Below are 25,923 nucleotides of genomic sequence, written 5' to 3'. Positions count from 1 at the left end.
TTTTTATTACTTAAGACCGTATTTCTTATTGAAGCGGTCAACGCGTCCGTCTGCAGTAGCAAACTTCTGACGTCCAGTGTAGAATGGGTGAGAATCAGAACTGATCTCAACTTTTAGTAATGGATAAGTGTTACCATCTTCCCACTCAACAGTTTCGTTAGATCCTTTAGTAGATCCGCTTAAGAATTTGAAGCCTGTGTTTGTGTCCATGAATACAACTTTCTTGTAATCTGGGTGAATTCCTGCTTTCATTCTTTTCATCTCCTTCCGCCCTGAATCATTTTCGAAACAGAGTTTTTCATCTTCAGCTGCATACACAACTATATTGATGAAACACATATGATGAAATTATAACAAGGCTAACTTCATTTTGCAACTACCTGTTTTTGTCTTTTTAATTTTAAAAGCGCAAGCGGCTCGTTCAAAATGGGAGGGGGATGGAGCTTCTGACGTAGAGGCGCTTTTTGCCTCGTAGGAAGACGCGAAGCCACCGACCATTCTAGCCGCTGAAGCTGGATATTAAATTTAAAGTGGAGGTGGCTCGCTCAGCTCTGACCAGCTAAGGTTCTTTCGCCCTAAAGGTGCTTTTTACCTTTCGGGCAGAAGGTTCTTAGATGCGAAGAGCTAGCCACCGGAACTGGATATTATCTTAAAGTGGAGACGGCTCGTTTAGCTCTGACTGGCTAAGTTTCTCTCACTTCTCTCTCTCTTTAATATCACCTAAACAGCATAAAAAACTCGCTTACTATAAAATAAGCGAGTCCTGATTTTTTCCCTTTACTTAGTTGTTACATACCTTTTTGAGTCTGCAACAATGTTTTGTAAAAACTCTTCATTTGTCTTCGTTTGACGAAGCTTACGTAAGAAACTTTCAACGAAGTCTGGTGTATCACGCATTGTTTTACGAATGCCCCATAACTTGTCTAAATGTTCTTTTGGAATTAATAGATCTTCTTTACGTGTACCAGAGCGACGAATATCGATCGCCGGGAAGATACGACGTTCAGCTAATGAACGATCTAAGTGAAGTTCCATATTTCCAGTTCCTTTAAATTCCTCGTAAATAACATCGTCCATACGGGATCCTGTATCAACAAGGGCTGTTGCTAAAATTGTTAAGCTACCGCCTTCTTCAATATTACGCGCAGCTCCAAAGAAACGCTTCGGTCTATGGAAGGCAGCTGGATCGATACCACCTGATAATGTTCTACCACTTGGTGGAATAACGAGGTTGTAAGCTCGAGCTAAACGGGTAATACTATCCATTAAAATGATAACATCTTTCTTGTGCTCTACAAGACGCATCGCACGTTCTAACACAAGCTCAGCTACTTTAATATGATTTTCTGGTACTTCATCAAAAGTAGAACTTACAACATCTCCTTTAACAGAACGTTCAATGTCTGTTACTTCCTCTGGACGCTCATCAATTAAAAGTACAATTAATTCTGCTTCCGGATGATTTGTTGTAACACTATGTGCAATTTCTTTTAATAGACTTGTTTTACCAGCCTTTGGAGGCGCAACAATTAAACCACGTTGTCCAAATCCAACTGGTGCGATTAAATCCATGATGCGTGTCGGTAACTTTTTAGGTTCCGTTTCCAATTTCATTTGGCGATCTGGGTATAATGGTGTTAATGCAGGGAAATGCACACGCTCTTTTGCTGAATCTGGATCATCTCCGTTTACAGCTTCAACTTGTAATAACCCAAAATAGCGTTCATTTTCTTTCGGAGGTCGTACTTTACCAGAAACCTTATCTCCATTACGTAAATCGAAACGACGAATTTGCGAAGCTGAGATATAAATATCTTCTGAGCTTGGAGAATAGTTGATAGGACGTAGGAATCCAAATCCTTCTGATTGAATAATTTCTAATACGCCTTCCATGAAAAAGAAACCTTCTTTTTCTGCTCGAGCTTTCAAAATAGAAAAAATTAACTCTTTTTTCGTTAACTTGCTATAATACGAAATCTTAAATTCTTTCGCAAGCTCGTATAACTCTTTTAATTTCATGTTTTCTAATGCTGCAATTGACAAATTCATTCAGACACCACACTTTAACGTTATTCTCTTTTTTCATGGGTAAAGGGAAAAAATACGGAAGGCAAATAATTAATAATGAAAGGCAATAAGTTCAAGTAGGGTAATATTCACTATTGTAACCCTTTTATCTAGTTTTAATCAATACGTTGGAACACAAATACAAGAAGCGAAGACAAGAAAATTTGTCTTCGCTTCTTATTTAATTTAGTTCCAGCTCCGATAGTTAGAAAAGTCGACCATTTCACTCTCTCACTCGAAGCAAAGAGCGCTTCAAGGTCGAGAGCTCCAAATAGCCTGCGATTCTGAACGAGCCGCTTGCACTTTTTATTTAATCCAGCTCCGGTGTCTAGAAGGATCAGTCATTTCACCCCTTCCTGCGAGGCACAAAACGCCTCTTCGTCAGGAGTTCCAATGCCTTCCCCTTCTGAGCAAGCCACCTCCGCTTTTTACTTAATCCAGCTTCAGCAGCTAGAATGGTCGGTGGCTTCACTTCTTCCTACGAGGCAAAAAGCGCCTCTACGTCAGAAGCTCCATCCCCCTCCCATTCTGAACGAGCTGCTTACGCTTTTTATTTAATAACCAAGTTTGGTTTTTTATTCAAGCTATGACGTCCATCCACGAAGCGTACTGTGCCTGATTTTGCGCGCATAACAAGGGATTGCGTTGTTCCTACGCTACCTTTAAATTGAACACCGCGTAATAGTTCTCCATCTGTTACGCCTGTTGCTGCAAAGATTGCATCGTCACCTTTTACTAAGTCCTCCATACGAAGGATACGATTAATGTCTTCTATACCCATTTTTTTACAACGCGCTAATTCAGCTTCGTTTTGTGGCAATAGTTTTCCGTGAATTTCTCCACCTAAACATTTTAAAGCAACTGCTGCTAATACACCTTCAGGTGCTCCACCAGATCCAAATAAAATATCTACACCTGTACGATCAAACGCTGTATTAATCGCTCCAGCTACATCTCCATCATTAATCAATTTAATGCGAGCACCAGCTTTACGAATTTCTTCGATAATTTCTTGATGACGTGGACGATTTAAAACTGTCGCTACAACATCTTCAATATCTTTATTTTTCGCTTTCGCAACTGCACGTAAGTTATCAATAATAGGCGCATCAATGTCGACCGCCCCAACTGCTTCTGGGCCAACCGCGATTTTATCCATGTACATGTCAGGGGCATGTAACAAATTACCGTGGTCTGCAATTGCAATAACAGCAAGAGCATTCCAGCCACCAGCTGCTACGATGTTTGTCCCTTCTAAAGGATCAACCGCAACGTCTACACGTGGTCCATATCCTGTACCTAATTTCTCTCCGATATATAGCATTGGTGCTTCATCCATCTCACCTTCACCAATTACAACTGTCCCTTTCATCGGAATTGTATCAAATACATCACGCATAGCTGATGTTGCTGCACCGTCTGCCTCATCCTTTTTCCCGCGCCCCATCCAACGCGCTGATGATAAAGCTGCAGCCTCTGTTACACGTACTAACTCCATAGATAAACTTCTCTCCACGATAATCCCTCTCCTTTAAGTCTTTATATTTCTGCCGTATTTTGTGAACCGTGTTTTTCTATAAAGTGTACTTCCGCAAGTAGTGATGCTTCACTTCCCCTTGCGGAAGTATCACTTATGCGTTCTTCATTTCTTCAATTTCTTGCTTTGTCATTTGTTCTCGCCAAATGTTTGCTCCAAGCCCTTTAAGCTTGTCCACTATATTCTCATAACCTCGATCAATATGCTCCAGTCCTGTTACTTCTGTAATTCCATCTGCCATTAATCCTGCAATAACAAGTGCCGCTCCCGCTCGTAAATCACTCGCCTTCACTTTTGCACCTTGCAGTAACACAGGACCAGTTACAATTGCCGAACGACCCTCTACTTTAATTTGAGCATTCATACGACGTAATTCATCAATGTGTTTGAAACGGGCACCGTAAATCGTATCTGTTACAACTCCCGTTCCGTGCGCCTTTGTTAAAAGCGTCGTAAACGGCTGTTGTAAATCTGTTGGAAAACCTGGATATACAAGCGTTTTGATATCAACTACTTTTAATTTTCTATTACCGTTCACCGTAATTTGATCATCGTTCGTTTCAACTTGAACACCAGCTTCTCTTAGCTTTGCAGTAACTGATTCTAAATGCTGAGGAATAACATTATCAACCGTTACTTCTCCTCCTGATGCAGCTCCTAGAATCATATACGTACCAGCTTCAATACGATCTGGGATGATAGTATGGTGACAACCATGTAAAGAGTCCACACCATCTATTCGGATTACATCTGTACCAGCACCTTTAATACGTGCCCCCATGCTTGTTAACAATGTAGCTACATCAATAATCTCAGGCTCTTTCGCTGCATTTTCAATAACAGTTCTACCTTTTGCTCGTACAGCTGCTAGCATAATATTAATCGTAGCTCCTACACTAACAACATCTAAATAAATACGTGCCCCGCGTAGCTCATCTGCTCTTAAATAGATGGCACCTTGTTCATTCGTAACATGTGCACCTAGCGCTTCAAACCCTTTAATATGCTGATCAATCGGCCTCGGTCCTAAATGACATCCACCCGGAAGCCCAATAACAGCTTTTTTAAAACGGCCAAGCATTGCACCCATTAAATAATAAGAAGCGCGCAATTTTTTCACTTTTCCATTTGGCAAAGGCATTGCAACCATGTTAGAAGGATCGACTACCATCTCCTCCTCCTGTCCATAAGTTACTTTCCCTCCAATTTCCTCTAGTAAGTCTCCTAACATTTTCACGTCCGAAATATTAGGGACACCACCAATAGTTACTGGAGTATCTGCTAAAATTGTCGCTGGAATTAATGCAACGGCACTGTTCTTTGCACCACTTACTCGAATTGTTCCATTTAAAGCTCTTCCGCCTTCAATTAGCAATTTTTCCATATTGAGCTCCCTTCTTGTGAATGTATTTACTTTCTATCTTTTTATAGAAAGCTCCCCTTAAGAATCTCAATTACTCTTTCCATCCCAAAACTCAATAAATAGGAAACCATTATCTTCATTTCTCCTGTAGCACGAATAGATAAAGATCAACTATTCATCGAATGCACTTTATCAATTTAGATACGTTATCACATTTATTAATAGGACTATGCACATTATTTTCTATTTAAAAACAAAAATGATAAAATCTTTAGACTTGTTCACGCTTTCATTATACAACGAAAGGAAACCGTCTAAAAGACTAGACGGTTTCCAAAACGGAATTTTATTCTTACGCTTTACCGTTAGAACCGAATTCGCGAATTTTACCAATAACAGTTGCTTTGATAGCGTCGCGGCCAGGTCCGATAAATTTACGAGGATCGTAAACTTCTTGGTCTTTGTTTAATACTTCACGAACAGCTTTTGTAAACTCGATTTGGTTCTCAGTGTTTACGTTGATTTTTGAAGTACCTAAAGAGATAGCTTTTTCGATATCAGCAGTTGGGATACCAGTACCACCATGTAATACTAAAGGTACGCCAGTGAAGTCACGAACTTGTTCCATTTCAGCGAATCCTAAGTTAGGCTCACCTTTGTAAGGACCGTGTACAGAACCTAAAGCTGGAGCTAGGCAATCGATACCTGTTGCTTCAACAAGGTGCTTACACTCTGCTGGGTCAGCGTAAATTACGCCTTCAGCGATTACGTCGTCTTCTTGTCCGCCAACTGTTCCAAGCTCAGCTTCAACAGATACGTTACGAGCGTGTGCGTATTCTACTACTTGTTTAGTAGTTTCAACGTTTTCTTCGAATGGGTGGTGAGAAGCGTCGATCATTACAGATGTGAAACCTGCATCGATTGCTTCTTTACATTTTTCGAAGCTTGAACCATGATCAAGGTGAATCGCTACAGGAACAGTGATGTTCATTTCTTCGATTAAAGCTTTAACCATAGCTACAACTGTTTTGAAACCAGTCATATGACGAGCTGCACCCTCAGATACACCTAGGATTACAGGAGATTTTTCTTCTTCCGCAGCAGCTAAGATAGCTTGAGTCCACTCTAAGTTGTTCATGTTGAATTGACCAACTGCGTATTTTCCTTCTAGTGCTTTGTTTAGCATTTCTTTCATAGAAACTAAAGGCATGGTGAATCCTCCTAAAAAACGTTTTTTGTATCCGATAAGTTCTTATCGCTGGTAGTATGACCAGAATAAGGTAAAATATGTATATATACATACCGGACTTTTTTCTACACTCAATAGGATAACAACTTGTACTCAAAAACTCAACCGTATTCACCTGCACAATAGTCCATGTAAACGCTTTTTTCCATATTTTTTATAAAAAATTCATTTTTACGCCTCTACAGCGAGCTCATTTCTCACAGCTTGACGAATTTCATCAATATCAAATGGTTTAGCAAAATGCATTAAAGCACCTAAATCTTTTGCTTCTTGGATCATATCAAGCTCTCCATAAGCAGTCATTAAAATTACTTTAATACTCTCATCAATTTCTTTTACATGCTTTAAAATCTCTATACCATCCATACCTGGAATCTTCATATCTAACACAACTAAATCTGGATTATCTTTTTTCACGATATCTAAAGCTTGAAATCCATTTGCTGCTTGGAATGTCTGATAACCTTCTTTTTGGAACACTTCATGTAATAACACACGAATGCCATATTGATCATCAACGATTAAAATTTTCCCTTCCATAACTCCCAACCTTTCTGTGTAAGTACAAGATTTAAAGCTTCTTATATCTTAACGATTAATTTTCGCTATTCTTTGGCAAATTCCTTCCTATTCTTTCTTATTTTACCGTTTCCTATTTTGTTATGCCACCATTCAATTTCACCTTTCTAAAAAAATAAACTATAATGAAAGCCGGTAAACACGTACGAAGGGAGTAACATTATGTTAAAAATTTTTTCAACTCAATTAAGTGGTTATTTCTCCAGAGTTTCTCAAAAAGAGGAAATGAATATAGAAGATAGCGCCCGTCTACTTGCTCAAGCATTAATTGGCGAAGGTTTCATTTATTTACATGGTACAAATGAAATGGAGGGTGTCGTTGCTGAAGCACTATTCGGTGCTGAACCAATGAAGCAAGCAAAACGATTATTTGAAAATGGTAAAGAAGTAGAAGTAACTTCTGCAGATCGTGTACTTCTTATTAGCCGTTTTTCAACAGATGAAGCGATTGTAGAAATTGCAAAAAAACTACAAGAAGAGGGACACTCTATTGTCGGCATTTCTGCTCTTCAAGAAGGTACGGAATCACTCGAACGATATACAGACGTACATATTGATACAAAACTGTTAAAAGGTCTTATTCCAGACGATGAAGGTAATCGCTACGGATTCCCAAGTTTAATAGTAGCTTTATTTGCTTATCACGGAATCAAATTTACAATCGATGAAATGTTAAATGAATATTAAAAAAAGCGCCTTATTTCAGGCGCTTTTTTTATTACTTGCTCTCTTTATTCGTAATAGAAGCTCTTACGAAGTCATGGAACAATGGTTGTGGACGGTTTGGACGAGAAACAAGTTCTGGGTGGAACTGTGCTGCCACGAACCAAGGGTGGTCTTTTAATTCAATGATTTCAACTAGACGGCCGTCTGGGCTTGTACCAGAGAATACAAATCCTTCTTTTTCCATATCCGGACGGAACTGATTGTTGAACTCATAACGATGACGATGACGCTCATATACAACCGGCTCATTATAAGCATTGTAAGCATTTGTTTCTTCAGCAAGCTTACATGGGTATAGACCAAGACGAAGTGTACCACCTAGGTCCTCTACATCTTTTTGTTCTGGTAATAAGTCGATGATTGCATATGGTGTGTCAGGGTTGATTTCAGAAGAGTTAGCACCTTCTAAACCTAATACATTACGTGCGAATTCGATTGATGCAAGTTGCATACCTAAGCAAATTCCTAAGAATGGAACTTTGTTTTCACGAGCATATTGAATCGCAACGATTTTACCTTCTACACCACGATCGCCGAAGCCACCTGGTACAAGGATACCATCTGTATCGCCAACTAATTCTTTTACGTTTTCTGCTGTTACATGCTCAGCATTTACCCATTTTACTTCTACATCTGTGTCGAATGAGTAACCAGCATGACGAAGTGCTTCTACAACAGAAATATAAGCATCTTGAAGTTCTACATATTTACCAACAAGAGCGATTTTTGTTTTCTTAGAAAGATTACGCACTTTGTTAACTAGCGCAGTCCACTCTGTCATATCTGCAGCTGGATTGTCTAATTTTAAGTGATCACAAACGATTTGGTCCATGTTTTGTTCTTGAAGAGATAATGGAACCGCATATAAAGTATCTGCATCGCGAGCTTCGATAACTGCTTTTGTATCGATGTCACAGAATAATGCAAGCTTGTCTTTCATATCTTGAGAAACAGGCATTTCTGTACGAACAACGATAATGTTTGGTTGAATACCTAAGCTACGAAGTTCTTTAACACTATGTTGTGTTGGTTTTGTCTTCATTTCACCCGCTGCTTTTAAGTATGGGATTAACGTACAGTGAATGTACATTACATTGTCACGACCGATGTCGCTCTTAATTTGACGGATTGCTTCTAAGAATGGTAGAGACTCGATATCACCAACAGTTCCACCGATTTCTGTAATAACAACATCCGCATTTGTTTCACGGCCAGAACGATATACGCGCTCTTTAATTTCGTTAGTAATGTGAGGAATAACTTGAACTGTTCCTCCTAAATATTCACCGCGACGCTCTTTTTGAAGAACTGAAGAGTAAATTTTACCTGTTGTTACGTTGCTGTATTTGTTTAAGTTAATGTCGATGAAACGCTCATAGTGACCAAGGTCTAAGTCAGTTTCAGCGCCATCATCTGTTACGAATACCTCACCGTGTTGGTATGGGCTCATAGTCCCTGGGTCTACGTTAATGTATGGATCAAACTTTTGAATCGTTACGTTTAAACCACGATTTTTTAAAAGTCTTCCAAGAGATGCTGCTGTAATACCTTTTCCTAAAGACGATACTACACCGCCTGTTACAAAAATATACTTAGTCATGAAAAAGCTCCCTTCTACTCTGTTGTTATATAATCACCGTTGCAAAGCGCAACGTATGTAGATAACACTGTATCCATCTTATTGTTAGACTCTTTTTATTTTCTAAACAAAAAACAAAAAAGAAAATTGCTCCCCTCATCACAAAAAGTAATAAGTAGGGAGCAATTTTCTTTTATATTTACACTTTAAAAGTATTATCGTCCTTTTTTAAAGAGCCCAAAAATGATTCTACATGGACGATAATGAAAAGTCAAGAACTACAGTTCTTCCTCTTCTTCTTCTTCAGTTTCATCATACTCAAGTTCTTCTTCAGCGAAGTCGTCGTCATCTTCGTCTAAATCATCAAGATCGTCGTCATCTCCGTCTTCTTCTTCAAGAACCTTGTCCAAATCTTCTACATCGTCTTCATCTTCACTTACGTCTGCATCGTCGAAGTCATCTTCGTCTTCTTCAATGTAGTCGTCAAAACCGTCTTCTTCAACTTTACGTTTCTTCTTCGGTTTTGGTTGAGGCAAGATTTCTTCATCAATTTGCTCATATGGGTACCAGCTGCGTAGTCCCCAACGATTTTCTCCTAAATTAATGAAACGTCCATCGATGTTTAAGTCTGTATAAAATTGTGCGATTTTCGCATTAACTTGCTCTTGAGATAGTCCCAGCACTTGAGCGATTTCTTGAACCAACTCGTTGAATGTCGTTGCTTGTTTTTTATCCCCTAAAACGCTATGTACAACTTCAATCATTGAACATTCTTTTAGCTCTTCTGGTGAATATTGCTTAAAATCCACTTATGCGGCACTTCCTTTCATCAAATATAACCTTATATATAACGGCCTGCTTAAAAAAATCCATACTATTCATTATAAACAAAAGTCGCACAAATATGCTACAAAAAAAACGGGAAACTTTTATAGGGTAGTAAAATTATAATTTGTCTGTTCCTTATTTCGGAAGCATATGGGCCCCTTGCAATACATACCTAATTTGCATTTCTGTATATTCTTCGAGCGTATACAGTTTTTGCAGCGCCCAGCGTCTAAATCCCCACATCTGTCCTTGTATAAAAATATTATGCGCAAGAAGCTGTATTTCTTTTTTATTTAATGTAAATGTTCCATTTTCCGTACACTGTTCTAAAATATTCTCGAACATTCCTACCATTTGAAACTCCTTTTCTAATACATACGGAAGTGATTCTTTCGGTAAAAAGCGTACCTCTTGATACATTATCAATACTTCTTCCTGTAATTCGTCCATCACTTTAAAGTAATTCGTTATTGCTATCTTTAAACTTTCTATACTCCCTTTTTCTGTACACACTACTTCCTCTAATCTTTCTTTTACATGTTCATATATACTATCACAAACTAAATATAAAACATCATCTTTGGTACGAATGTACTCATAAAGTGTCCCTATACTAAACCCAGCCGCTTTTGCAATCTCTCTCGTTGTTGTACGCGGAAATCCTTTTTGTTTAAACAGTTGCACCGCACCTTTAATCATTTGTTCACGTCTTAACGCAACTAATTTTTCATCTTTCACCGATGCATGCACATTATGTTTAACCATTCCCTTCACCTCTCTCTATTATTTTTTGGAAGGAAAAAGCGTAGGAAAATACCTACGCTTTCGTTCCTACTTCGTTAACATACGAGAAATTACAAGCCTCTGAATCTCTTGTGTTCCTTCATATATTTGTGTAATCTTTGCATCTCGCATATAACGCTCTACTGGATAATCTTTCGTATAACCGTAACCACCAAATACTTGCACCGCTTCAGTCGTCACCTTCATCGCTGCATCGCCTGCAAATACTTTTGACATCGCTGATTCTTTTCCATACGGAAGCCCTTCTGATTCAAGCCAAGCCGCTTGATATGTTAAAAGGCGTGCTGCTTCTACATCTGTTGCCATATCCGCAAGTTTAAAGCCAATCCCTTGCTGCGCCGCAATTGGTTTTCCAAACTGATGGCGCTCCCTTGCATATTCTACAGAAGCATCTAAAGCCCCTTGTGCAATACCAACAGCTTGCGCCGCAATACCGTTACGACCTCCATCTAATGTTTGCATCGCAACTTTAAACCCTTGCCCCTCTCCTCCAAGTAGATTCTCTACAGGAATACGGCAATCTTCAAACATAATTTCAGTCGTTGGTGAAGAGCGAATCCCTAGCTTGCTCTCCTTCTTCCCAACTGAAAATCCCGGTGTATCACTTTCTACAATAAATGCACTCGTACCGCGCTGCTTCGATTCAGGATCAGTTAGCGCAAAAACAACATAAATATCAGCAATACCACCATTAGTGATAAATATTTTTGATCCATTTAATACATAATGGTCTCCATCTCTTTTAGCAATCGTCTTCATTCCACCAGCATCCGATCCAGATCCTGGTTCCGTTAAGCCGTATGCACCAATTTTCTTCCCTTCAGCCATCGGTCGTAAAAACTTTTGCTTTTGCTCTTCCGTCCCAAATTTAAAAATTGGCCATCCCGCAAGTGAAGTATGCGCAGACAGTGTTACACCTGTTGAAGCACAAACGCGAGATAATTCTTCAATAGCGATTACGTATGCTAAGTAATCGCTTCCAATTCCGCCGTACTCTTCAGGCCATGGAATACCAGTTAAACCAAGCTCTGCCATTTGATCAAATAACTCTCGATCAAATCGCTCTTCTTCGTCACGCTCAGCTGCTGTTGGTGCCACTTCATTTTTAGCAAAATCTCGAACCATTTTTCTTATCATTTCATGCTCTTCTGATAGTTTAAAATGCATCTCCGTCTCCCCCTCGCCCTTTTATAAAGCACGGCTAATAACAAGTTTCTGTATTTCACTTGTTCCTTCATATATTTGCGTAATTTTCGCATCACGGAAAAATCGTTCTACTGGATAGTCTTTCGTATAACCGTAACCACCAAATACTTGCACCGCCTCAATCGCGACTTCAACCGCTGTCTTAGAAGCAAATAATTTCGCAATAGATGCTTCTTTACCGCATGGTAATCCTTGTGCCCTAAGAGATGCCGCTCTATATACGAGTAACCTTGCTGCCTCGACACTTGTTGCCATATCTGCAAGCTTGAAGCCAATCCCTTGCTGCGCCGCAATTGGTTTTCCGAATTGCTCACGTTCTTTCGCATAATCAATTGCACAGCCAAGCGCCGCTTCAGCAATTCCTAACGCCTGCGCACCGATTCCAATTCGCCCAACATCTAAATTCGCCATCGCCACTTTGAATCCTTGTCCTTCTTCCCCAAGTAAATTCTCAGCTGGCACTTTCATATCTTCAAAAGTAAGTTGTACTGTACGAGAACCGAGAAGTCCCATCTTATGTTCATCTTTTCCAATGATTAAACCAGGTGTATCTTTCTCTACTATAAATGCAGAAATACCACTTTTTCCTGCCTCTGGATTTGTAGAAGCGAATACAATGTATGTACTTGCTTCACCACCATTTGTAATAAACACTTTCGATCCATTAATAATATAATGATCACCTTTTTTCACAGCTCTTGATTTCAAACTCCCTGCATCTGATCCTGCATTTGGCTCTGTTAAAGCAAATGCACCTAAATATTCCCCGGTTGCAAGTTTAGAAACATATTTTTTCTTCTGTTCTTCTGTTCCGAAATATAAAATCGGATTCATTCCAACTGACGTATGTACAGCTAAAATTACACCAACTGTTGCACTTACCTTTGAGATTTCCTCAATTGCTAGAATGTAAGAAATAAAGTCCATTTCTGCCCCGCCGTATTTTGCAGGCGCTGGAATACCCATTAATCCAAGCTCACCCATCTTTTGCAAAATCGCTTTCGGGAACACCCCTTGTTCCATACTAGGAACAAAGGGGGCTATTTCCTTCTGTGCAAAATCCCGAACCATTTTCCTCATCATTTGCTGCTCTTCATTAAAACGAAAGTTCATATATTCCGCCTCCATTTGCTATATATCCTTTAAATAATTTGGTAAGACCACTATGTTGTAACAAAGGGGGCATTTATTCGTAAACGTAGAATCCACGACCTGTTTTACGCCCTAACCATCCTGCATTCACATACTTACGTAATAATGGACATGGGCGATATTTACTATCTCCTAACCCTTCATGCAACACTTCCATAATGTATAAACACGTATCTAAACCGATAAAATCAGCGAGTGTCAAAGGCCCCATCGGATGGTTCATACCAAGCTTCATGACTTCATCAATTGCTTCTTTCGTCGCTACACCTTCATATAACGTATAAATTGCTTCGTTAATCATCGGTAGTAAAATGCGGTTTGATACAAAACCTGGGAAATCATTCACTTCAACTGGTACTTTCCCAATTTTTTTCGTAATATCTTCAATTGCTTCATATACCGCATCATCGGTAGCCAAACCACGAATAATCTCAACAAGCTTCATAACTGGAACTGGATTCATAAAGTGCATACCGATTACTTTTTCCGGACGCTTCGTTACCGCTGCAATTTCTGTAATTGGCAGAGATGACGTATTCGTCGCTAAAATTGCGTGTTCTGGAGCAATTTCATCTAGATTCGCAAAGATTTTCTTTTTAATATCCATTTTCTCAACAGCTGCTTCAATAATAAGATCCGCTTCTTTCACACAATCTAAATCAAGCGTTACTGTAAGACGATTTAATGTCGCTTCCTTCTCTTCTTCCTTCATGCGTCCTTTTTCTACTTGGCGCGCTAAGTTTTTCGTAATGATAGCCATTCCTCTATCTAATTGCTCTTGCTTTAAATCTTGTACCTTCACGTCATATCCTGCCATTGCACATACTTGTGCAATTCCTGATCCCATTTGCCCTGCACCAATTACAACAATGTTTTGTACACCCATTTTTTCTTCCCCCTTAATTGTTAATAAATTTTATACCCTCGAACTTTAATTAATGGACTTCAATCATCACTGCGTCCCCTTGACCGCCACCGCTACAAATCGAAGCAATTCCAATTCCGCCGCCGCGCTGCTTAAGTGCATGGATTAGTGTAACGATAATGCGCGCTCCGCTTGCTCCAATTGGATGTCCCATCGCTACCGCGCCGCCATTTACATTCAATTTTTCCGGATCAATTCCTGCGATTTCTGTACTTGCAATTGCTACCGCTGCAAATGCTTCATTAATCTCGAATAAATCGATGTCTTCAATTTTCTTGCCTGTTTTTTCAAGCAATGCGTTAATTGCATAACCTGGCGTTCTTGGGAAATCTTTAGATTCCACTGCAATTGCTGTATGCGCCAAAATTGTCGCTAATGGCTTTCTTCCTTCTTGCTTCGCTCTGTCTTCGCTCATTAATACAAGTGCGGCACCACCATCATTTAGTCCCGGCGCATTACCAGCTGTCACCGTCGCTGTCTTATCAAATACAGGTTTTAACTTTGCTAACTTTTCAATCGTTGTATCTTCACGTGGCGCCTCATCCTTTGCAACGACAATAGGATCGCCTTTTCTTTGCGGAATCGTTACTGGCACGATTTCCTCTTCAAAACGCCCTTCTTTATGCGCTGAAACCGCACGCTGATGGCTACGATATGCCCATTCATCTTGCGCTTCGCGAGAAATTCCATCTTCCTTCGCAACTTCTCCGCCATAAACGCCCATGTGTGTACCTGAAAATGCGCATGTTAAACCGTCAGCAACGTTTAAATCAACAACTTCGTTGTTACCCATTCTGTATCCCCATCTTGCTTCGCGTAAAATGTAAGGACTGTTACTCATCGACTCCATACCGCCGGCTACAATCAGTGATTGATCGCCAGTACGAATAATCTGATCCGCTAACGTAACCGCACGAAGTCCTGATGCACAAACTTTATTCACTGTTTCCGTCTGCACTTCCCAAGGGATTCCAGCAGCCCTCGCAGCTTGGCGCGATGGAATTTGCCCCTGTCCACCTTGAATAACCGTTCCAAATATAACTTCTTCAACATCACTAGCCGCAACATTTGCTCTTTCAAGCGCTGCTTTAATTGCAATTCCTCCAAGTTCCGTCGCTTTTACATCTTTTAAAGATCCTCCAAATTTTCCAACTGGTGTTCTTGCAGCACTTAAAATAACTGTTTTACTCATGTTTCTTTCCCCCATTTCATTTTTTAACACTGAGCGCTCGCTCGGTATCCCTACGTTGAGAAGAGGTGCAATCATTGCACCTCTTTCTAAAGTTGTATACATTCTTACAAATTACATCGCTTCTTTTTTCTGTCCGATAACAGATCGTTCTAAAATCTCTGTCACATCAAGAGTTTGAACTTTCTCTTCTACCTCTTTCGCCTTCGTTCCATCACTGATCATCGTTAAGCAATATGGACAACCTGTACCAATAATCGATGGCTGTACAGCTAATGCTTGTTCTGTACGAGCAACGTTAATACGTGAACCTGTTGTTTCTTCCATCCACATTAAGCCACCACCTGCGCCACAGCACATTCCCGTTTCACGGTTACGTGCCATTTCTACAAGATTCACTCCAGGAATCGCTTTCAAAATGTCACGTGGCGCTTCATACACTTCGTTGTATCTTCCTAAATAACAGGAATCATGGTACGTAACTGTTTCTTCAATAGCGTGAACAGGCTTTAAGCGCCCTTCTTTCACCCACTGAGCTAACAATTCTGTATGATGATAGACTTCTGCTTGCAAGCCAAAGTCCGGATACTCATTTTTAAATGTGTTATAAGCATGAGGATCAATCGTAACGATTTTCTTCACTCCTGCCTTTTCAAATTCTTCGATATTCTTTGTCGCCATCTCTTGGAATACAAATTCATTTCCAAGGCGGCGTGGTGTATCTCCAGAATTCTTTTCTTTATTACCGAGAATTGCGAATGAAATGCCTGCTTCGTTCATTAACTTCGCAAACGATATCGCAATCTTCTGACTACGATTGTCGTATGATCCCATTGAACCAACCCAGAATAAATACTCGAATTCCTCCCCAGCTTTTGATTTTTCTTTTACAGTTGGAACTGTTACTTCGTCATCACCTTGGCGCCATGTTTCACGCTCTTTACGGTTCAGCCCCCACGGATTTCCTTGACGCTCGATATTTGTCATCGCGCGTTGTGCTTCCGCGTCCATTTTCCCTTCAGTCAAAACGAGATATCGACGTAAGTCAATAATTTTGTCAACATGCTCATTCATAACTGGGCATTGATCTTCACAGTTACGACACGTTGTACATGCCCAAATCTCTTCTTCTGTAATAACATCTCCGATTAAACTCGGATCGTAAGCGAGCGTTGTAGACGCTGATTCTTGTTGCCCTTTTCCAGCTGCCATCATCGCTAACTGATTTCCTTGTGTATTATTGAAGGCAACTACTGGAACCCAAGGTGCTTTTGATGTTACCGCAGCTCCTTTATCAGTTAAATGATCGCGAAGTTTTAAAATTAAGTCCATCGGTGATAACATTTTTCCTGTTCCTGTTGCCGGACACATATTTGTACAACGGCCACACTCTACACAAGCGTATAAATCAATAAGTTGATTTTGTCTAAAGTCTTCAATTTTACCAACACCAAATGTTTCTTGCGTTTCATCTTCAAAATCAATCTTTTCAAGCTTCCCTGGGTTTGAAAGACGACCGAAGAATACATTAGCGGGTCCTGCAATTAAATGCGCATGTTTTGATTGTGGAACATACACTAAAAACGTTAACAAAATTAGTAAATGCACCCACCAAGAAAAATAGAACACTGAAATGGCTACGGTTTCATTTATCCCGCTAAAAACGTAAGCGATTGCAGAAGCAATTGGTTCACTCCATGAAAGCTCCTCGCCATGCCATATAAGTCCCATACCGTTACCAAGTAGCACAGAAATCATTAAACCACCGATAAAAATAAGAACAAGACCTGATTTGAAGTTACGTTTTAAACGAACAAGCTTTTCTACATAACGTCTATGAAAAGCCCAAAATACTGCAATTAAAATAACAAGTGTGACAATTTCCTGGAAGAATGTAAATGCAGGGTATAGTGGTCCAAGTGGAAGATGTGATCCTGGTGCGAGTCCTTTCCAAACGAAGTCAATTGCTCCAAATTGGACAAGAATAAACCCGTAAAAGAACATAACGTGAATGATGCCGCTTTTCTTATCTTTCAGCAGCTTTTTCTGACCGAAAACATTGACCTTAAGGAGATCCCAACGCTCTTTAAAACGACGGTCAAACTCAATTTTTTTTCCTAATTGTATGTAGGCCATTCTCGTCCGTATAAGATATACAAACAAATATCCTGCATAAGCAATAACAGCAATGGCAGCCAGCCAATTAATAATCAGTAAGCTATTCATTTTTATGCTACCCCTCTCTTTGTAAGCCCTCTTTCTTTTTGAATCTTCGAAAATATATAATTTTCTGAATTATATCCCCTATCCCCATTATATAATGAGTGAGCATTCAGTCAACAGTTTTTTGTTATAGAACAACACATTTTTTCATAAAGCTGTTTATTTCGGTGAAACTATAAAGTGAAACTTTAATCAGTAGGGGCGGTTCTTCCCCCGCTGATTATTAGTTGAACCAATCGGGCTTTTACGGGCAGTTGATTTCCAAACTAACTTCTACTTATCCAACAGTTTTTGAGGTGGGAAGCTTACTGCCCGTTAAAGCGGGATAAAGTGAAACTTTAATCAGTGCAACATACTATCCTCTGATGAAGTTTATAATAACAACCGTGCTACCCGTATCATTTGTAACACACTGAAGGTGTAAAGAATGCGAAGGAGGGAATTCACTGATGCTCTACTTATCTCTTTTGTTAATATCCGTTGCTCTTTGGATTACAATTGACCTTTCATACGGGAGACTTCTTCATTTAAAACGGGTAAGCTCTCGCACTTTCCCTTTACGTCAAAGTGATTTTCGCCTTTATACATACGGGAAAGATTTATATGACGCTTTATTTACTGACATAAAACAAGCACAGCACCACATTCATATTTTATTCTTCATTGTAAAAAACGATAAAATCAGTCGTGAATTTTTAAAATTGTTGATTGATAAGGCTCAGGAAGGAATTGAAGTACGACTTTTACTTGATCGATTTGGCAGCCATTCTTTATCAAACGAAGCTATTCGCTCCCTGCAAAAACATGGTGTATCTTTTTCATTTTGTCATAAGGTAAAATTTCCTCTTCCTTTCTTTTCTGCCAATCAAAGAAATCATAGAAAAATTACAGTGATTGATGGGAAAACCGGCTATATCGGGGGATTTAATATTGGCGAAGAGTATCTAGGGCATAATGAACACTTAGGATTATGGCGAGACTATCATTTACGTCTTACAGGAGAAGGGGTTCAAGATTTACAAAAGCAATTTTTACATGATTGGTTTGATGATACGAAACAGAATTTATTGGATGCTTCTCTTTATTTTCCAAAACAACAACCAGGTACCATCCTGCATCAATTTATTCCGACTGATGGTGCTTATTTACAGCATACTTTTTTACATTTAATTAACGCGGCAAAAAAAGAAATCTGTATCGGTACACCATATTTCATTCCTGGAAAAAAAATTATGAATGCCTTATTAAAAGCAAGAGAAAGAGGGGTTCAAATCACAATTCTTGTTCCAGAAAAAGCTGATCACCCTCTCGTTCGGGAAGCAAAATTCCCGTACTGCCGAAAATTAATACAGGCTGGTTGCAATATTTATGCATTTCAACAAGGTTTTTTTCACGCCAAAATTATTATAGTGGACGATGATATTTGTGATATCGGAACGGCAAACTTTGATATGAGAAGTTTATATATTAATCATGAAATAAACTGCCTGTTATATAATAAACATTTCATTCAAACAGTAAAAAATAAATTCCATGAAGATCTAGAGAATGCATCCGTACTTTCCTATAGCGATGTAAACCCGCCTTCTCTTATCGATAGAGGAAAGGAATGGATTGGAACAATGTTTGCTTTCTTTTTATAGGAAAGACAATGAATAAAAGAGGTGTATCTCATATGATTATACGGTTTGGATATGTCTCACATGCAATGGCACTCTGGGACTGTTCTCCTGCCAAAACAATGACGTTTACAAGCTTTAAGAAACTTAGCAAGCAAGAACGAGAAGACAAACTGTACCATATTATAAGGCAAAATTTAGAGCACACAATACGTATCCTTCATTACAATATAGCACATGAAATCCCACTATATCGCCTATCGTCTTCCATCGTCCCACTTGCAACACATCCCGAAGTCGAGTTTGACTATATTGGGGTATTCACACCACTTTGGCATAAAATAGGGGCTTTAATTAAAGAACACAATTTACGAATAAGTTTTCATCCGAATCAATTTACGCTATTTACAAGCGACAAACCACATATTACTACTAACGCTATTACGGATATGACTTATCATTATAAAATATTGGATGCTATAGGCATTGCAGATTCTTCTTACATTAATATTCATGTAGGTGGAGCCTATGGAAATAAAGAAAAGGCAATTGAGCGCTTCCATGAAAACATAAAAAAACTTCCTACACATATAAAAAAACAAATGACTCTTGAAAACGATGATAAAACCTATACAACCGCTGAAACTTTATCAATTTGCAAAAAAGAAAATATCCCATTTGTATTTGATTATCATCATCATATGGCCAATCTTTGCGAAGAACCACTAGAAGAGTTGCTTCCTGCAATTTTTGAAACTTGGTCACATACAAATATCTCTCCTAAAGTTCACATTTCCTCCCCGAGATCGGAAAAAGAATTTAGGGCCCATGCTGAATATATCGATTTAGAGTTTATTAAGCCTTTCTTACACATTGCGAAAAAAAACAATCATAATTTCGATATTATGATTGAAAGTAAACAAAAAGACTTAGCACTATTCCAATTAATAGATGAACTTTCTGCTATAAGAGGAATGAAAAGAATAGGTGGTGCAAAGTTACAGTGGTAAATTGTAACTTTGCACCATTTTTTCAAAAAAGTAATTTTTATAGTAAAAAATATTCTATTTTATATGCTATTATTTAAATTAGCATTTTCTCCCCGAGATTCAACTTTATTGAAACGGAGTCACAATATGATTAATCAAAAAAAGTATATACAATCTGTCATAATATACATATTTATATTTGCTCTTTGGATATTCCTTATACCAAATGAGACGAATATAAAAGAAATCGGGATTCTTTTCTTATTCTGTTTCGCTGCACTTTTTTCTTGCTATTGCTTATGTAAAGCGATTAGAAAAATGACGCATGGTGATAAATTATTTTGGATTTTATTATTATGTACTTGTCTATGTGGGTTAGCTATGGAGATAACTTTATTTCTTCCTTCACTTTCTATTCATAAGCAAGTTATATTCTCATATAAAGCATTACCTTTTTTTATCATACAATATGTTTTACTCTTTGTTGGATTTGCTATAAAGTTTATAAAAATTTACTCTATTAAGGGTCTTGCTCAATTTTCATTCGATAGCATCTTTATTGTTATTATGAACATTTATTTCACTTTAACTTTTATCTTGGACCTTTCAAACTTCCGTATGTTAACAAAGGAAACTTGGATTTTAATTGGCTATTTCATTGCACAATCATTAGTAATTTACGCCGTTATTAGTCTATATAGAAGAGAACAATATTCTTCGAGTAGAATCGCATTAATTATCGGTTTCACTATTATACTCGTATACGGTTACATTCATCTGTTTCAATTAAATTTTGGGATGAAAACTTCTCCTGAATTTAATTATTTAATACACACTGCTTCTATTTTATTAATTGGACTTTCTTCCATACTATATATCTTGGATAAACCAATGCAACATGAAACGAAAGCAAAATATTATCGATTCGATTATGTACGTTTTATACTACCTTATTTTAGTATAATTATTACTTTTTCCTTTATTATCATTCAACCTTGGGATGATAAATTTATGTTAATTGGTCTCGTATTATCACTTATTTTGTTATTCTTGCGGCAACTTTACATGTGGAAAGATAATCAAGCACTAATCCTTACATATGAACAGTTGACTACACAACTAGAGGACGAAGTTGAAGAAGGTGCATTTGCATTATCAAAAAGTGAACAACGCTATAAGTCTTTATTCGAAGATCATCCCGATGCCGTTTTCTCTTTAAATATGAATGGCATTTTTCAACAATCTAATAAGGCATGCGAAAGCTTATTTACTGCCTATTATTGCGAAGTGGCAAGCTATTCTCTGCTACACTTCATTGATTCAAAAGACCACGAACTACTGAAGAAGGCTTTACAAATAACAAAGGAAGGTAGGCCACAAACGTTAGAAGTTCGTACAAAAGAACAAGAAGGCTATTATTATTATCTTCATATTACACTTATCCCTACTTTTATAAACAAAGAAGTGGTCGGAATGTTTGGGATAGCGCGTGATATTACAACTTTATATGAAAAACAAAAACAAGTAGAGCATTTAGCCTTTCACGATGCACTTACTGGATTACCAAATCGCCGAAAGTTCGAAAAAGATTTAAAAGCCATTTTAAATACAGCCCAAACTAACGCAAATGATGTTGCCGTCATATTCCTTGATTTAGATCGATTTAAAAAAATTAACGATAGACTTGGTCATGACGTCGGAGATTTATTATTAATTGAAGTAGCAAAAAGATTACGCGGTTGCTTGCGTTCAAAAGATATCGTCGCTCGCCAAGGTGGAGATGAGTTTACAATTCTATTACCAGAAATGTACTCAGAAAAAAGTGCAATTTTTATAGCTGAACAGATTTTAACTATTTTAAACAAACCATTCTTCATTCAAGGCGAAGAACTCTCTATTACACCAAGTATCGGAATTGCGATGTACCCTGATTATGGAACTAATGTAAATGAGTTAATGAAAAATGCTGATATGGCTATGTACCGTGCGAAAGCAAATGGAAAAAACAGATTTGTTTTCTTCTCAAAAGAAATGAGTATCGCTCAAAATGAAATTCAATTCTTAGAAGGTGAACTTTCAAAAGCATTACAACAAAATGAATTTTTCCTTGAATACCAGCCACAAGTAAGCACAAAAACAAAACAAATTATCGGTTTTGAAGCATTAATACGTTGGAAGCATCCAAAACTCGGTATCGTATCTCCTGCCCAATTTATCCCTCTAGCAGAGGAAACTGGTTTTATTATTGAACTTGGCAATTGGATTTTACGTACTGCCTGCTTAGAGGCAAAAAGATGGCATAATCAAGGTTTTTCTCACTTAAAAGTTGGTGTAAATTTATCTGTTGTTCAATTTAACCATGCAGATTTAATCCCAACTATTTCAAAGGTGTTGGAAGAAACAGAACTGAAACCAGAAGCACTAGATATTGAAATTACGGAAAGCATCGCAATTAATCAAAATCAATCTGTAGTTGCAAAACTAGAACAACTTCAAAATCTCGGTATTCAAATTTCAATCGACGACTTTGGAACTGGTTATAGTTCTTTAGCTTATTTAACAAAATATCCAATCAACACATTAAAAATCGCTCGAGAGTTTATTTGTGGAATTACAACTAGCCCTTTAGAAGAAGCAATTGTCTCTTCCATTATTACACTATCAAAAGAACTAAATTTAGAAGTGATTGCAGAAGGTGTAGAAACAGAAGAAGAATGGAAATTTTTACATAAACAAAATTGTGATCACATTCAAGGATTCTTTATTAGCAAACCTGTTTCTAGTAAAGACGTTTGGATGTTACTCCATAAAAAAACAACCGTCTAAGTAAGACGGTTGTTTTTTAGAACTCAAAAGGTACTTCATTAGCTAATTGTATCTCTTGATTATTATGAGAAATTATTTGGTTTTTCTCTAATGCTGTATCTCCTAATGAAATACCCCATGCCATCGCTAACGTTAGTAAACTACCAATAAGTAGTTTTTTCATATTCCATCACCCGCATTTTTTCTTTAAATATATCATGAAAAATTATCCAGACTTTATGCAATTATGCATATTTGTTCTTTATGTCTTTTTTATTTCTTCATTTTTTTTATAAGTGATTCTTTTAATTCATGGTTTCCTAATATATCAAAAAAGAAGCATGCTTTTTCGTAAGCATCTTCAATTTCTGCTCTATCACACCCAAGTTTTGCTAAGCATTCACCTTTTCGAAAGTATAACTGTCCAATCAATGTCATACTGTTAATTCGACACGATAGGTCAATGGCTTTATTTGCGTGACAAAGCGCTTCTTCGTATTGATTGTCTATGTATAATGCTTTTGCATGATTATGTCTCACCTTCACATCAAACTCTTTATTATCATGCAATGCCTCTAATTGTTTTAATATATTTTCAAACAAATCAATACCCTGCTTCAAATAGCCGTTTTCAGCATAAATGTTTGCAATTGCGTTTTCAATATAAAGGTTCTGATATACATCTATTCCTACCAGTTGTTGATTGAGCAATTTCTTTAATTCTAAAATGCAATATTCGTAATCGATTTTTTTCAATACGTAAGCAGCTACATAATATTGCCATTGAAGAAATTGCTGAAGCTCGGGATGATATTCTTCCTTTTTCAATTCATTGCATACTCTATTATAAATTTCTTTATATTTTTTTTGCTTACAAAGCAGAATAATTTGATCTTTTAACTGCTTATTCCTCTCAATATCAGAATAAATAAGTACCTCATAAAAATGAATGATGGGAACTTGTAATTTTGCTGCAATACCTTGCAATATATCCATACTTGGGTATACCGCGCCCGATTCAATTCGACTTACTTCCGATTGATGACATATGTTCTCGGATAACTGTTTTTGTGTTAATCCTCTCATCACCCTAATTTTCTTAATTTCACTTCCTAATTTTTCTGCGTGCATACTTACTCACCATCCCATTATAACAATCTAATTTTTTAAGTTGTCATACCACTACAATAATGTGAATTCGACAATTTTTGATATGAAATAATGCATAATATATATATAATTCGGCAAATTTTTCATACAATTCATCTCACATACAATAATAGATTAGGAGTGTTATAGATGAATTATAGAAAACTTGCTAGTGCTTTCGTTACATTCGGTCTTCTTTGCCCTTTATCAACAGAAGCTATTCATGCTCAAGAGTTAGACAAAAGTGCAGTCAAAGTTGAAATTGCTCAGCCTGGTTTAACAATCGGGAAATTAACACAACCTCAAAATGATACGAAAGAAAATATTGCTAAAAAGTATTTAAAAGGTGAGGTAAATGGGGCGAAAGCTCAACAAGAACAAGTCACTACTGAAAAAAATGTAGATTTCCAACCTACAAATAAAGAAACTAAAGAAAATCAAACCGAAGTTCGCCTTGCACAAACATATAAAAACTATAAAGTATATGGCCAAGATCTCATTGTAAAAGTAGATAAAAATGGAGTGATCACAACTGTTAGTGGTAAAGTTGTTCAGAATTTAAATCAACAACCTAATCTTACTATAACAAATTTTTTGTCGAAAAATGAAGTAAAATCTAAATTACGCGATATAGTTCAAATTCCAAGTGATGCAGTTGAGACAGAATTCTCTAGCGAAACCGTTGTTTATAAGAAAAAAGATGGCTATTATACATTCGCAACTGTTATTACATTTACTTATGAAAACAATGAACAAATCATAAACGGCAATGCTATCGTTGATCTAAAAACTGGCGAAGTACTTTTCCAAGAAAAGTTCATTAAAAACAAAGAGAATAAGACTATAAATCAAGTAACATCACCTAGATTATCCCCTGCAAGTGAGCAAGGAACTGGGAAAAATGCACTTCAAGAAAACATCTCTTTCAATATTGCCAAAGGAACTGATGGGAAATTTTATTTAGCGGATTTATCACGCGGAAATGGTATTTATATTTATAATGCAAACTACGCCGATTCCCTCGGAGGATATAGTCAAGCTGGTTATCCAGGGACACTAATTTCAAGTAGTACTCCTAATTTTGCAGATAAAGAAGCCGCGGGCGCTATGAAGAATATGAGTGATATTTACGATTACTTTAAGAAAGAACATAATCTAAAAAGTTACGACAATAAAGATTCAAAAGTTGTTGCTAGTGTACACGGTTTTGATTCTACTGAAGTTAGTGATGGTGTAAAAGAAGACTATGTAAATGCATTTTGGCATCCCGCTTGGAACCAAATGGTATTTGGTGATGGTTTAGGCGGAAAACTAACATCCGCTCTTGATGTAACAGCTCATGAATTTGGACATGCTGTATTCAGTGGCACGACGAAAAATAAAGTCGTGAGATATCCAAGCGCTGAAACATCTGCACTAAACGAGGGATTAGCGGATTTCTGGGGTACACAAATCGAATATTACGTAAAGAAAGATAAAGGAAACTGGATTATGGGCGATACATTAGGTGACCTAACAATTCGTGATATCCCAAGGGAAATTGGTGACGGCGGTCATAAATTATATACAAATTTACAAGATTTCTATAACGATGGTAATAATCAAGAATCACACGTGAATTCTGGTATTATCAGTCACGTATTATATCAATTAGCTGAAGGTAAAACATATAACGGTGTTGCTGTTCAAAAGCAAGGAAATGAAAAAGTAAGTAAAGTTGTTATGCGTGCATTGCAAAATTATGCAACTTCCGCTGAAGACTTTGAATCACTTCAATCTCATATCGTACAAGCTGCAAAAGATTTATATGACACTGCCGTATCAAATGAATTTGCAAAAGCATTTGAAGCACACGGTTACAAACCGTTACAAAAAGTAAATAAAGTAATAGAAGTACAATAATTATAAAAAGAAGGTTACCTCTCATAGGTAAC

The 25,923-nt window shown here is 37.5% G+C and carries 21 protein-coding genes; 5 read left to right on the top strand and 16 right to left on the bottom strand.

Annotation, left to right across the window (positions count from 1 at the left end; translation table 11 throughout):
- Positions 1 to 6 precede the first annotated feature (6 nt).
- From AU379_RS18235 to spo0F, 6 genes are all read right to left on the bottom strand, one after another.
- Complete coding sequence (locus tag AU379_RS18235) at positions 7 to 252, bottom strand: type B 50S ribosomal protein L31 (protein WP_000643433.1); 246 nt, start codon at positions 250 to 252, stop codon at positions 7 to 9.
- A gap of 525 nt (positions 253 to 777) precedes the next feature.
- Complete coding sequence (gene rho / locus AU379_RS18230) at positions 778 to 2,049, bottom strand: transcription termination factor Rho (protein ID WP_001053903.1); 1,272 nt, start codon at positions 2,047 to 2,049, stop codon at positions 778 to 780.
- 568 nt (positions 2,050 to 2,617) lie between these two features.
- Positions 2,618 to 3,583 carry a class II fructose-bisphosphatase gene (glpX, locus tag AU379_RS18225; protein WP_000442340.1) on the bottom strand — a complete coding sequence of 322 codons (966 nt, stop codon included), beginning with the start codon at positions 3,581 to 3,583 and terminating at the stop codon, positions 2,618 to 2,620.
- 115 nt (positions 3,584 to 3,698) lie between these two features.
- Positions 3,699 to 4,988, bottom strand: coding sequence for a UDP-N-acetylglucosamine 1-carboxyvinyltransferase (gene murA, locus AU379_RS18220; RefSeq protein WP_000413254.1), 1,290 nt, complete (start codon positions 4,986 to 4,988; stop codon positions 3,699 to 3,701).
- A gap of 331 nt (positions 4,989 to 5,319) precedes the next feature.
- Positions 5,320 to 6,177, bottom strand: coding sequence for a class II fructose-bisphosphate aldolase (locus AU379_RS18215; protein ID WP_001131855.1), 858 nt, complete (start codon positions 6,175 to 6,177; stop codon positions 5,320 to 5,322).
- Positions 6,178 to 6,387: 210 nt separating this feature from the next.
- Positions 6,388 to 6,756, bottom strand: a complete 369-nt coding sequence (gene spo0F, locus AU379_RS18210; protein ID WP_000398594.1) for a sporulation initiation phosphotransferase Spo0F — start codon at positions 6,754 to 6,756, stop codon at positions 6,388 to 6,390.
- Between the two features lie 201 nt (positions 6,757 to 6,957).
- On the opposite strand from spo0F, the gene AU379_RS18205 reads away from it, so the two are divergent.
- Positions 6,958 to 7,482 (top strand): DUF2529 domain-containing protein, encoded by a 525-nt coding sequence (locus AU379_RS18205; protein WP_061139586.1) that lies wholly within the window; start codon positions 6,958 to 6,960, stop codon positions 7,480 to 7,482.
- Positions 7,483 to 7,513: 31 nt separating this feature from the next.
- Here the strand turns inward: AU379_RS18205 and pyrG are convergent, their stop codons facing one another.
- From pyrG to AU379_RS18165, 8 genes are all read right to left on the bottom strand, one after another.
- Positions 7,514 to 9,121 (bottom strand): CTP synthase, encoded by a 1,608-nt coding sequence (gene pyrG, locus AU379_RS18200; protein ID WP_000170460.1) that lies wholly within the window; start codon positions 9,119 to 9,121, stop codon positions 7,514 to 7,516.
- A 257-nt stretch (positions 9,122 to 9,378) separates the two neighbouring features.
- A complete protein-coding gene (gene rpoE, locus AU379_RS18195) occupies positions 9,379 to 9,909 on the bottom strand; it encodes a DNA-directed RNA polymerase subunit delta (protein WP_000346280.1) in 531 nt (176 codons plus the stop codon).
- Positions 9,910 to 10,063: 154 nt separating this feature from the next.
- A complete protein-coding gene (locus AU379_RS18190; protein WP_000238599.1) occupies positions 10,064 to 10,693 on the bottom strand; it encodes a TetR/AcrR family transcriptional regulator in 630 nt (209 codons plus the stop codon).
- 66 nt (positions 10,694 to 10,759) lie between these two features.
- Positions 10,760 to 11,899 carry an acyl-CoA dehydrogenase AcdA gene (gene acdA / locus AU379_RS18185; RefSeq protein ID WP_000545549.1) on the bottom strand — a complete coding sequence of 380 codons (1,140 nt, stop codon included), beginning with the start codon at positions 11,897 to 11,899 and terminating at the stop codon, positions 10,760 to 10,762.
- A 21-nt stretch (positions 11,900 to 11,920) separates the two neighbouring features.
- Positions 11,921 to 13,051 (bottom strand): acyl-CoA dehydrogenase family protein, encoded by a 1,131-nt coding sequence (locus AU379_RS18180; protein ID WP_001011165.1) that lies wholly within the window; start codon positions 13,049 to 13,051, stop codon positions 11,921 to 11,923.
- A gap of 73 nt (positions 13,052 to 13,124) precedes the next feature.
- Positions 13,125 to 13,976 (bottom strand): 3-hydroxybutyryl-CoA dehydrogenase, encoded by an 852-nt coding sequence (locus tag AU379_RS18175; protein WP_000538880.1) that lies wholly within the window; start codon positions 13,974 to 13,976, stop codon positions 13,125 to 13,127.
- A gap of 49 nt (positions 13,977 to 14,025) precedes the next feature.
- Positions 14,026 to 15,309: an acetyl-CoA C-acetyltransferase gene (locus AU379_RS18170; protein ID WP_157462686.1), complete on the bottom strand. Its 1,284-nt coding sequence runs from the start codon at positions 15,307 to 15,309 to the stop codon at positions 14,026 to 14,028.
- A 9-nt stretch (positions 15,310 to 15,318) separates the two neighbouring features.
- A complete protein-coding gene (locus tag AU379_RS18165) occupies positions 15,319 to 17,430 on the bottom strand; it encodes a (Fe-S)-binding protein (RefSeq protein ID WP_001086776.1) in 2,112 nt (703 codons plus the stop codon).
- 446 nt (positions 17,431 to 17,876) lie between these two features.
- On the opposite strand from AU379_RS18165, the gene cls reads away from it, so the two are divergent.
- The 3 genes from cls to AU379_RS18150 all read left to right on the top strand — a co-directional run bounded on the left by cls (position 17,877) and on the right by AU379_RS18150 (position 22,861).
- The gene (cls, locus tag AU379_RS18160; RefSeq protein ID WP_000966427.1) at positions 17,877 to 19,070 is read left to right on the top strand and encodes a cardiolipin synthase; all 1,194 of its coding nucleotides are present in this window, start codon (positions 17,877 to 17,879) and stop codon (positions 19,068 to 19,070) included.
- 32 nt (positions 19,071 to 19,102) lie between these two features.
- Complete coding sequence (gene uvsE / locus AU379_RS18155) at positions 19,103 to 20,056, top strand: UV DNA damage repair endonuclease UvsE (protein ID WP_033685829.1); 954 nt, start codon at positions 19,103 to 19,105, stop codon at positions 20,054 to 20,056.
- 126 nt (positions 20,057 to 20,182) lie between these two features.
- Entirely contained in the window at positions 20,183 to 22,861 is a 2,679-nt protein-coding gene (locus tag AU379_RS18150) for a DUF4084 domain-containing protein (protein WP_000609934.1), read from the top strand.
- A gap of 16 nt (positions 22,862 to 22,877) precedes the next feature.
- Here AU379_RS18150 and AU379_RS18145 read toward each other — a convergent pair whose 3' ends face one another.
- Both AU379_RS18145 and AU379_RS18140 read right to left on the bottom strand, forming a co-directional pair.
- Complete coding sequence (locus tag AU379_RS18145) at positions 22,878 to 23,024, bottom strand: quorum-sensing peptide PapR (protein ID WP_000734726.1); 147 nt, start codon at positions 23,022 to 23,024, stop codon at positions 22,878 to 22,880.
- Positions 23,025 to 23,113: 89 nt separating this feature from the next.
- On the bottom strand, positions 23,114 to 23,971 hold the full coding sequence (locus AU379_RS18140; protein WP_000542925.1) for a helix-turn-helix domain-containing protein: 858 nt from the start codon (positions 23,969 to 23,971) through the stop codon (positions 23,114 to 23,116).
- A 168-nt stretch (positions 23,972 to 24,139) separates the two neighbouring features.
- On the opposite strand from AU379_RS18140, the gene AU379_RS18135 reads away from it, so the two are divergent.
- Positions 24,140 to 25,891, top strand: coding sequence for a M4 family metallopeptidase (locus tag AU379_RS18135; protein ID WP_061139585.1), 1,752 nt, complete (start codon positions 24,140 to 24,142; stop codon positions 25,889 to 25,891).
- Positions 25,892 to 25,923 lie beyond the last annotated feature (32 nt).

The organism is Bacillus sp. JH7 (assembly GCF_001563515.1).
Taxonomy (GTDB): Bacteria; Bacillota; Bacilli; order Bacillales; family Bacillaceae_G; genus Bacillus_A; species Bacillus_A cereus.
The sequence above is the reverse complement of the archived record's forward strand: the minus strand, read 5'-3'. Positions and strand labels throughout refer to the sequence as shown.

Coding starts and splice junctions, on each gene's coding strand:
- AU379_RS18235 (WP_000643433.1), bottom strand. CDS start 252: ATGAAAGCAGGAATTCACCCAGATTACAAGAAAGTTGTATTCATGGAC.
- rho (WP_001053903.1), bottom strand. CDS start 2,049: ATGAATTTGTCAATTGCAGCATTAGAAAACATGAAATTAAAAGAGTTA.
- murA (WP_000413254.1), bottom strand. CDS start 4,988: ATGGAAAAATTGCTAATTGAAGGCGGAAGAGCTTTAAATGGAACAATT.
- AU379_RS18215 (WP_001131855.1), bottom strand. CDS start 6,177: ATGCCTTTAGTTTCTATGAAAGAAATGCTAAACAAAGCACTAGAAGGA.
- spo0F (WP_000398594.1), bottom strand. CDS start 6,756: ATGGAAGGGAAAATTTTAATCGTTGATGATCAATATGGCATTCGTGTG.
- AU379_RS18205 (WP_061139586.1), top strand. CDS start 6,958: ATGTTAAAAATTTTTTCAACTCAATTAAGTGGTTATTTCTCCAGAGTT.
- pyrG (WP_000170460.1), bottom strand. CDS start 9,121: ATGACTAAGTATATTTTTGTAACAGGCGGTGTAGTATCGTCTTTAGGA.
- AU379_RS18190 (WP_000238599.1), bottom strand. CDS start 10,693: ATGGTTAAACATAATGTGCATGCATCGGTGAAAGATGAAAAATTAGTT.
- acdA (WP_000545549.1), bottom strand. CDS start 11,899: ATGCATTTTAAACTATCAGAAGAGCATGAAATGATAAGAAAAATGGTT.
- AU379_RS18180 (WP_001011165.1), bottom strand. CDS start 13,051: ATGAACTTTCGTTTTAATGAAGAGCAGCAAATGATGAGGAAAATGGTT.
- AU379_RS18175 (WP_000538880.1), bottom strand. CDS start 13,976: ATGGGTGTACAAAACATTGTTGTAATTGGTGCAGGGCAAATGGGATCA.
- AU379_RS18170 (WP_157462686.1), bottom strand. CDS start 15,309: ATGTATACAACTTTAGAAAGAGGTGCAATGATTGCACCTCTTCTCAAC.
- AU379_RS18165 (WP_001086776.1), bottom strand. CDS start 17,430: ATGAATAGCTTACTGATTATTAATTGGCTGGCTGCCATTGCTGTTATT.
- cls (WP_000966427.1), top strand. CDS start 17,877: ATGCTCTACTTATCTCTTTTGTTAATATCCGTTGCTCTTTGGATTACA.
- uvsE (WP_033685829.1), top strand. CDS start 19,103: ATGATTATACGGTTTGGATATGTCTCACATGCAATGGCACTCTGGGAC.
- AU379_RS18150 (WP_000609934.1), top strand. CDS start 20,183: ATGATTAATCAAAAAAAGTATATACAATCTGTCATAATATACATATTT.
- AU379_RS18145 (WP_000734726.1), bottom strand. CDS start 23,024: ATGAAAAAACTACTTATTGGTAGTTTACTAACGTTAGCGATGGCATGG.
- AU379_RS18140 (WP_000542925.1), bottom strand. CDS start 23,971: ATGCACGCAGAAAAATTAGGAAGTGAAATTAAGAAAATTAGGGTGATG.
- AU379_RS18135 (WP_061139585.1), top strand. CDS start 24,140: ATGAATTATAGAAAACTTGCTAGTGCTTTCGTTACATTCGGTCTTCTT.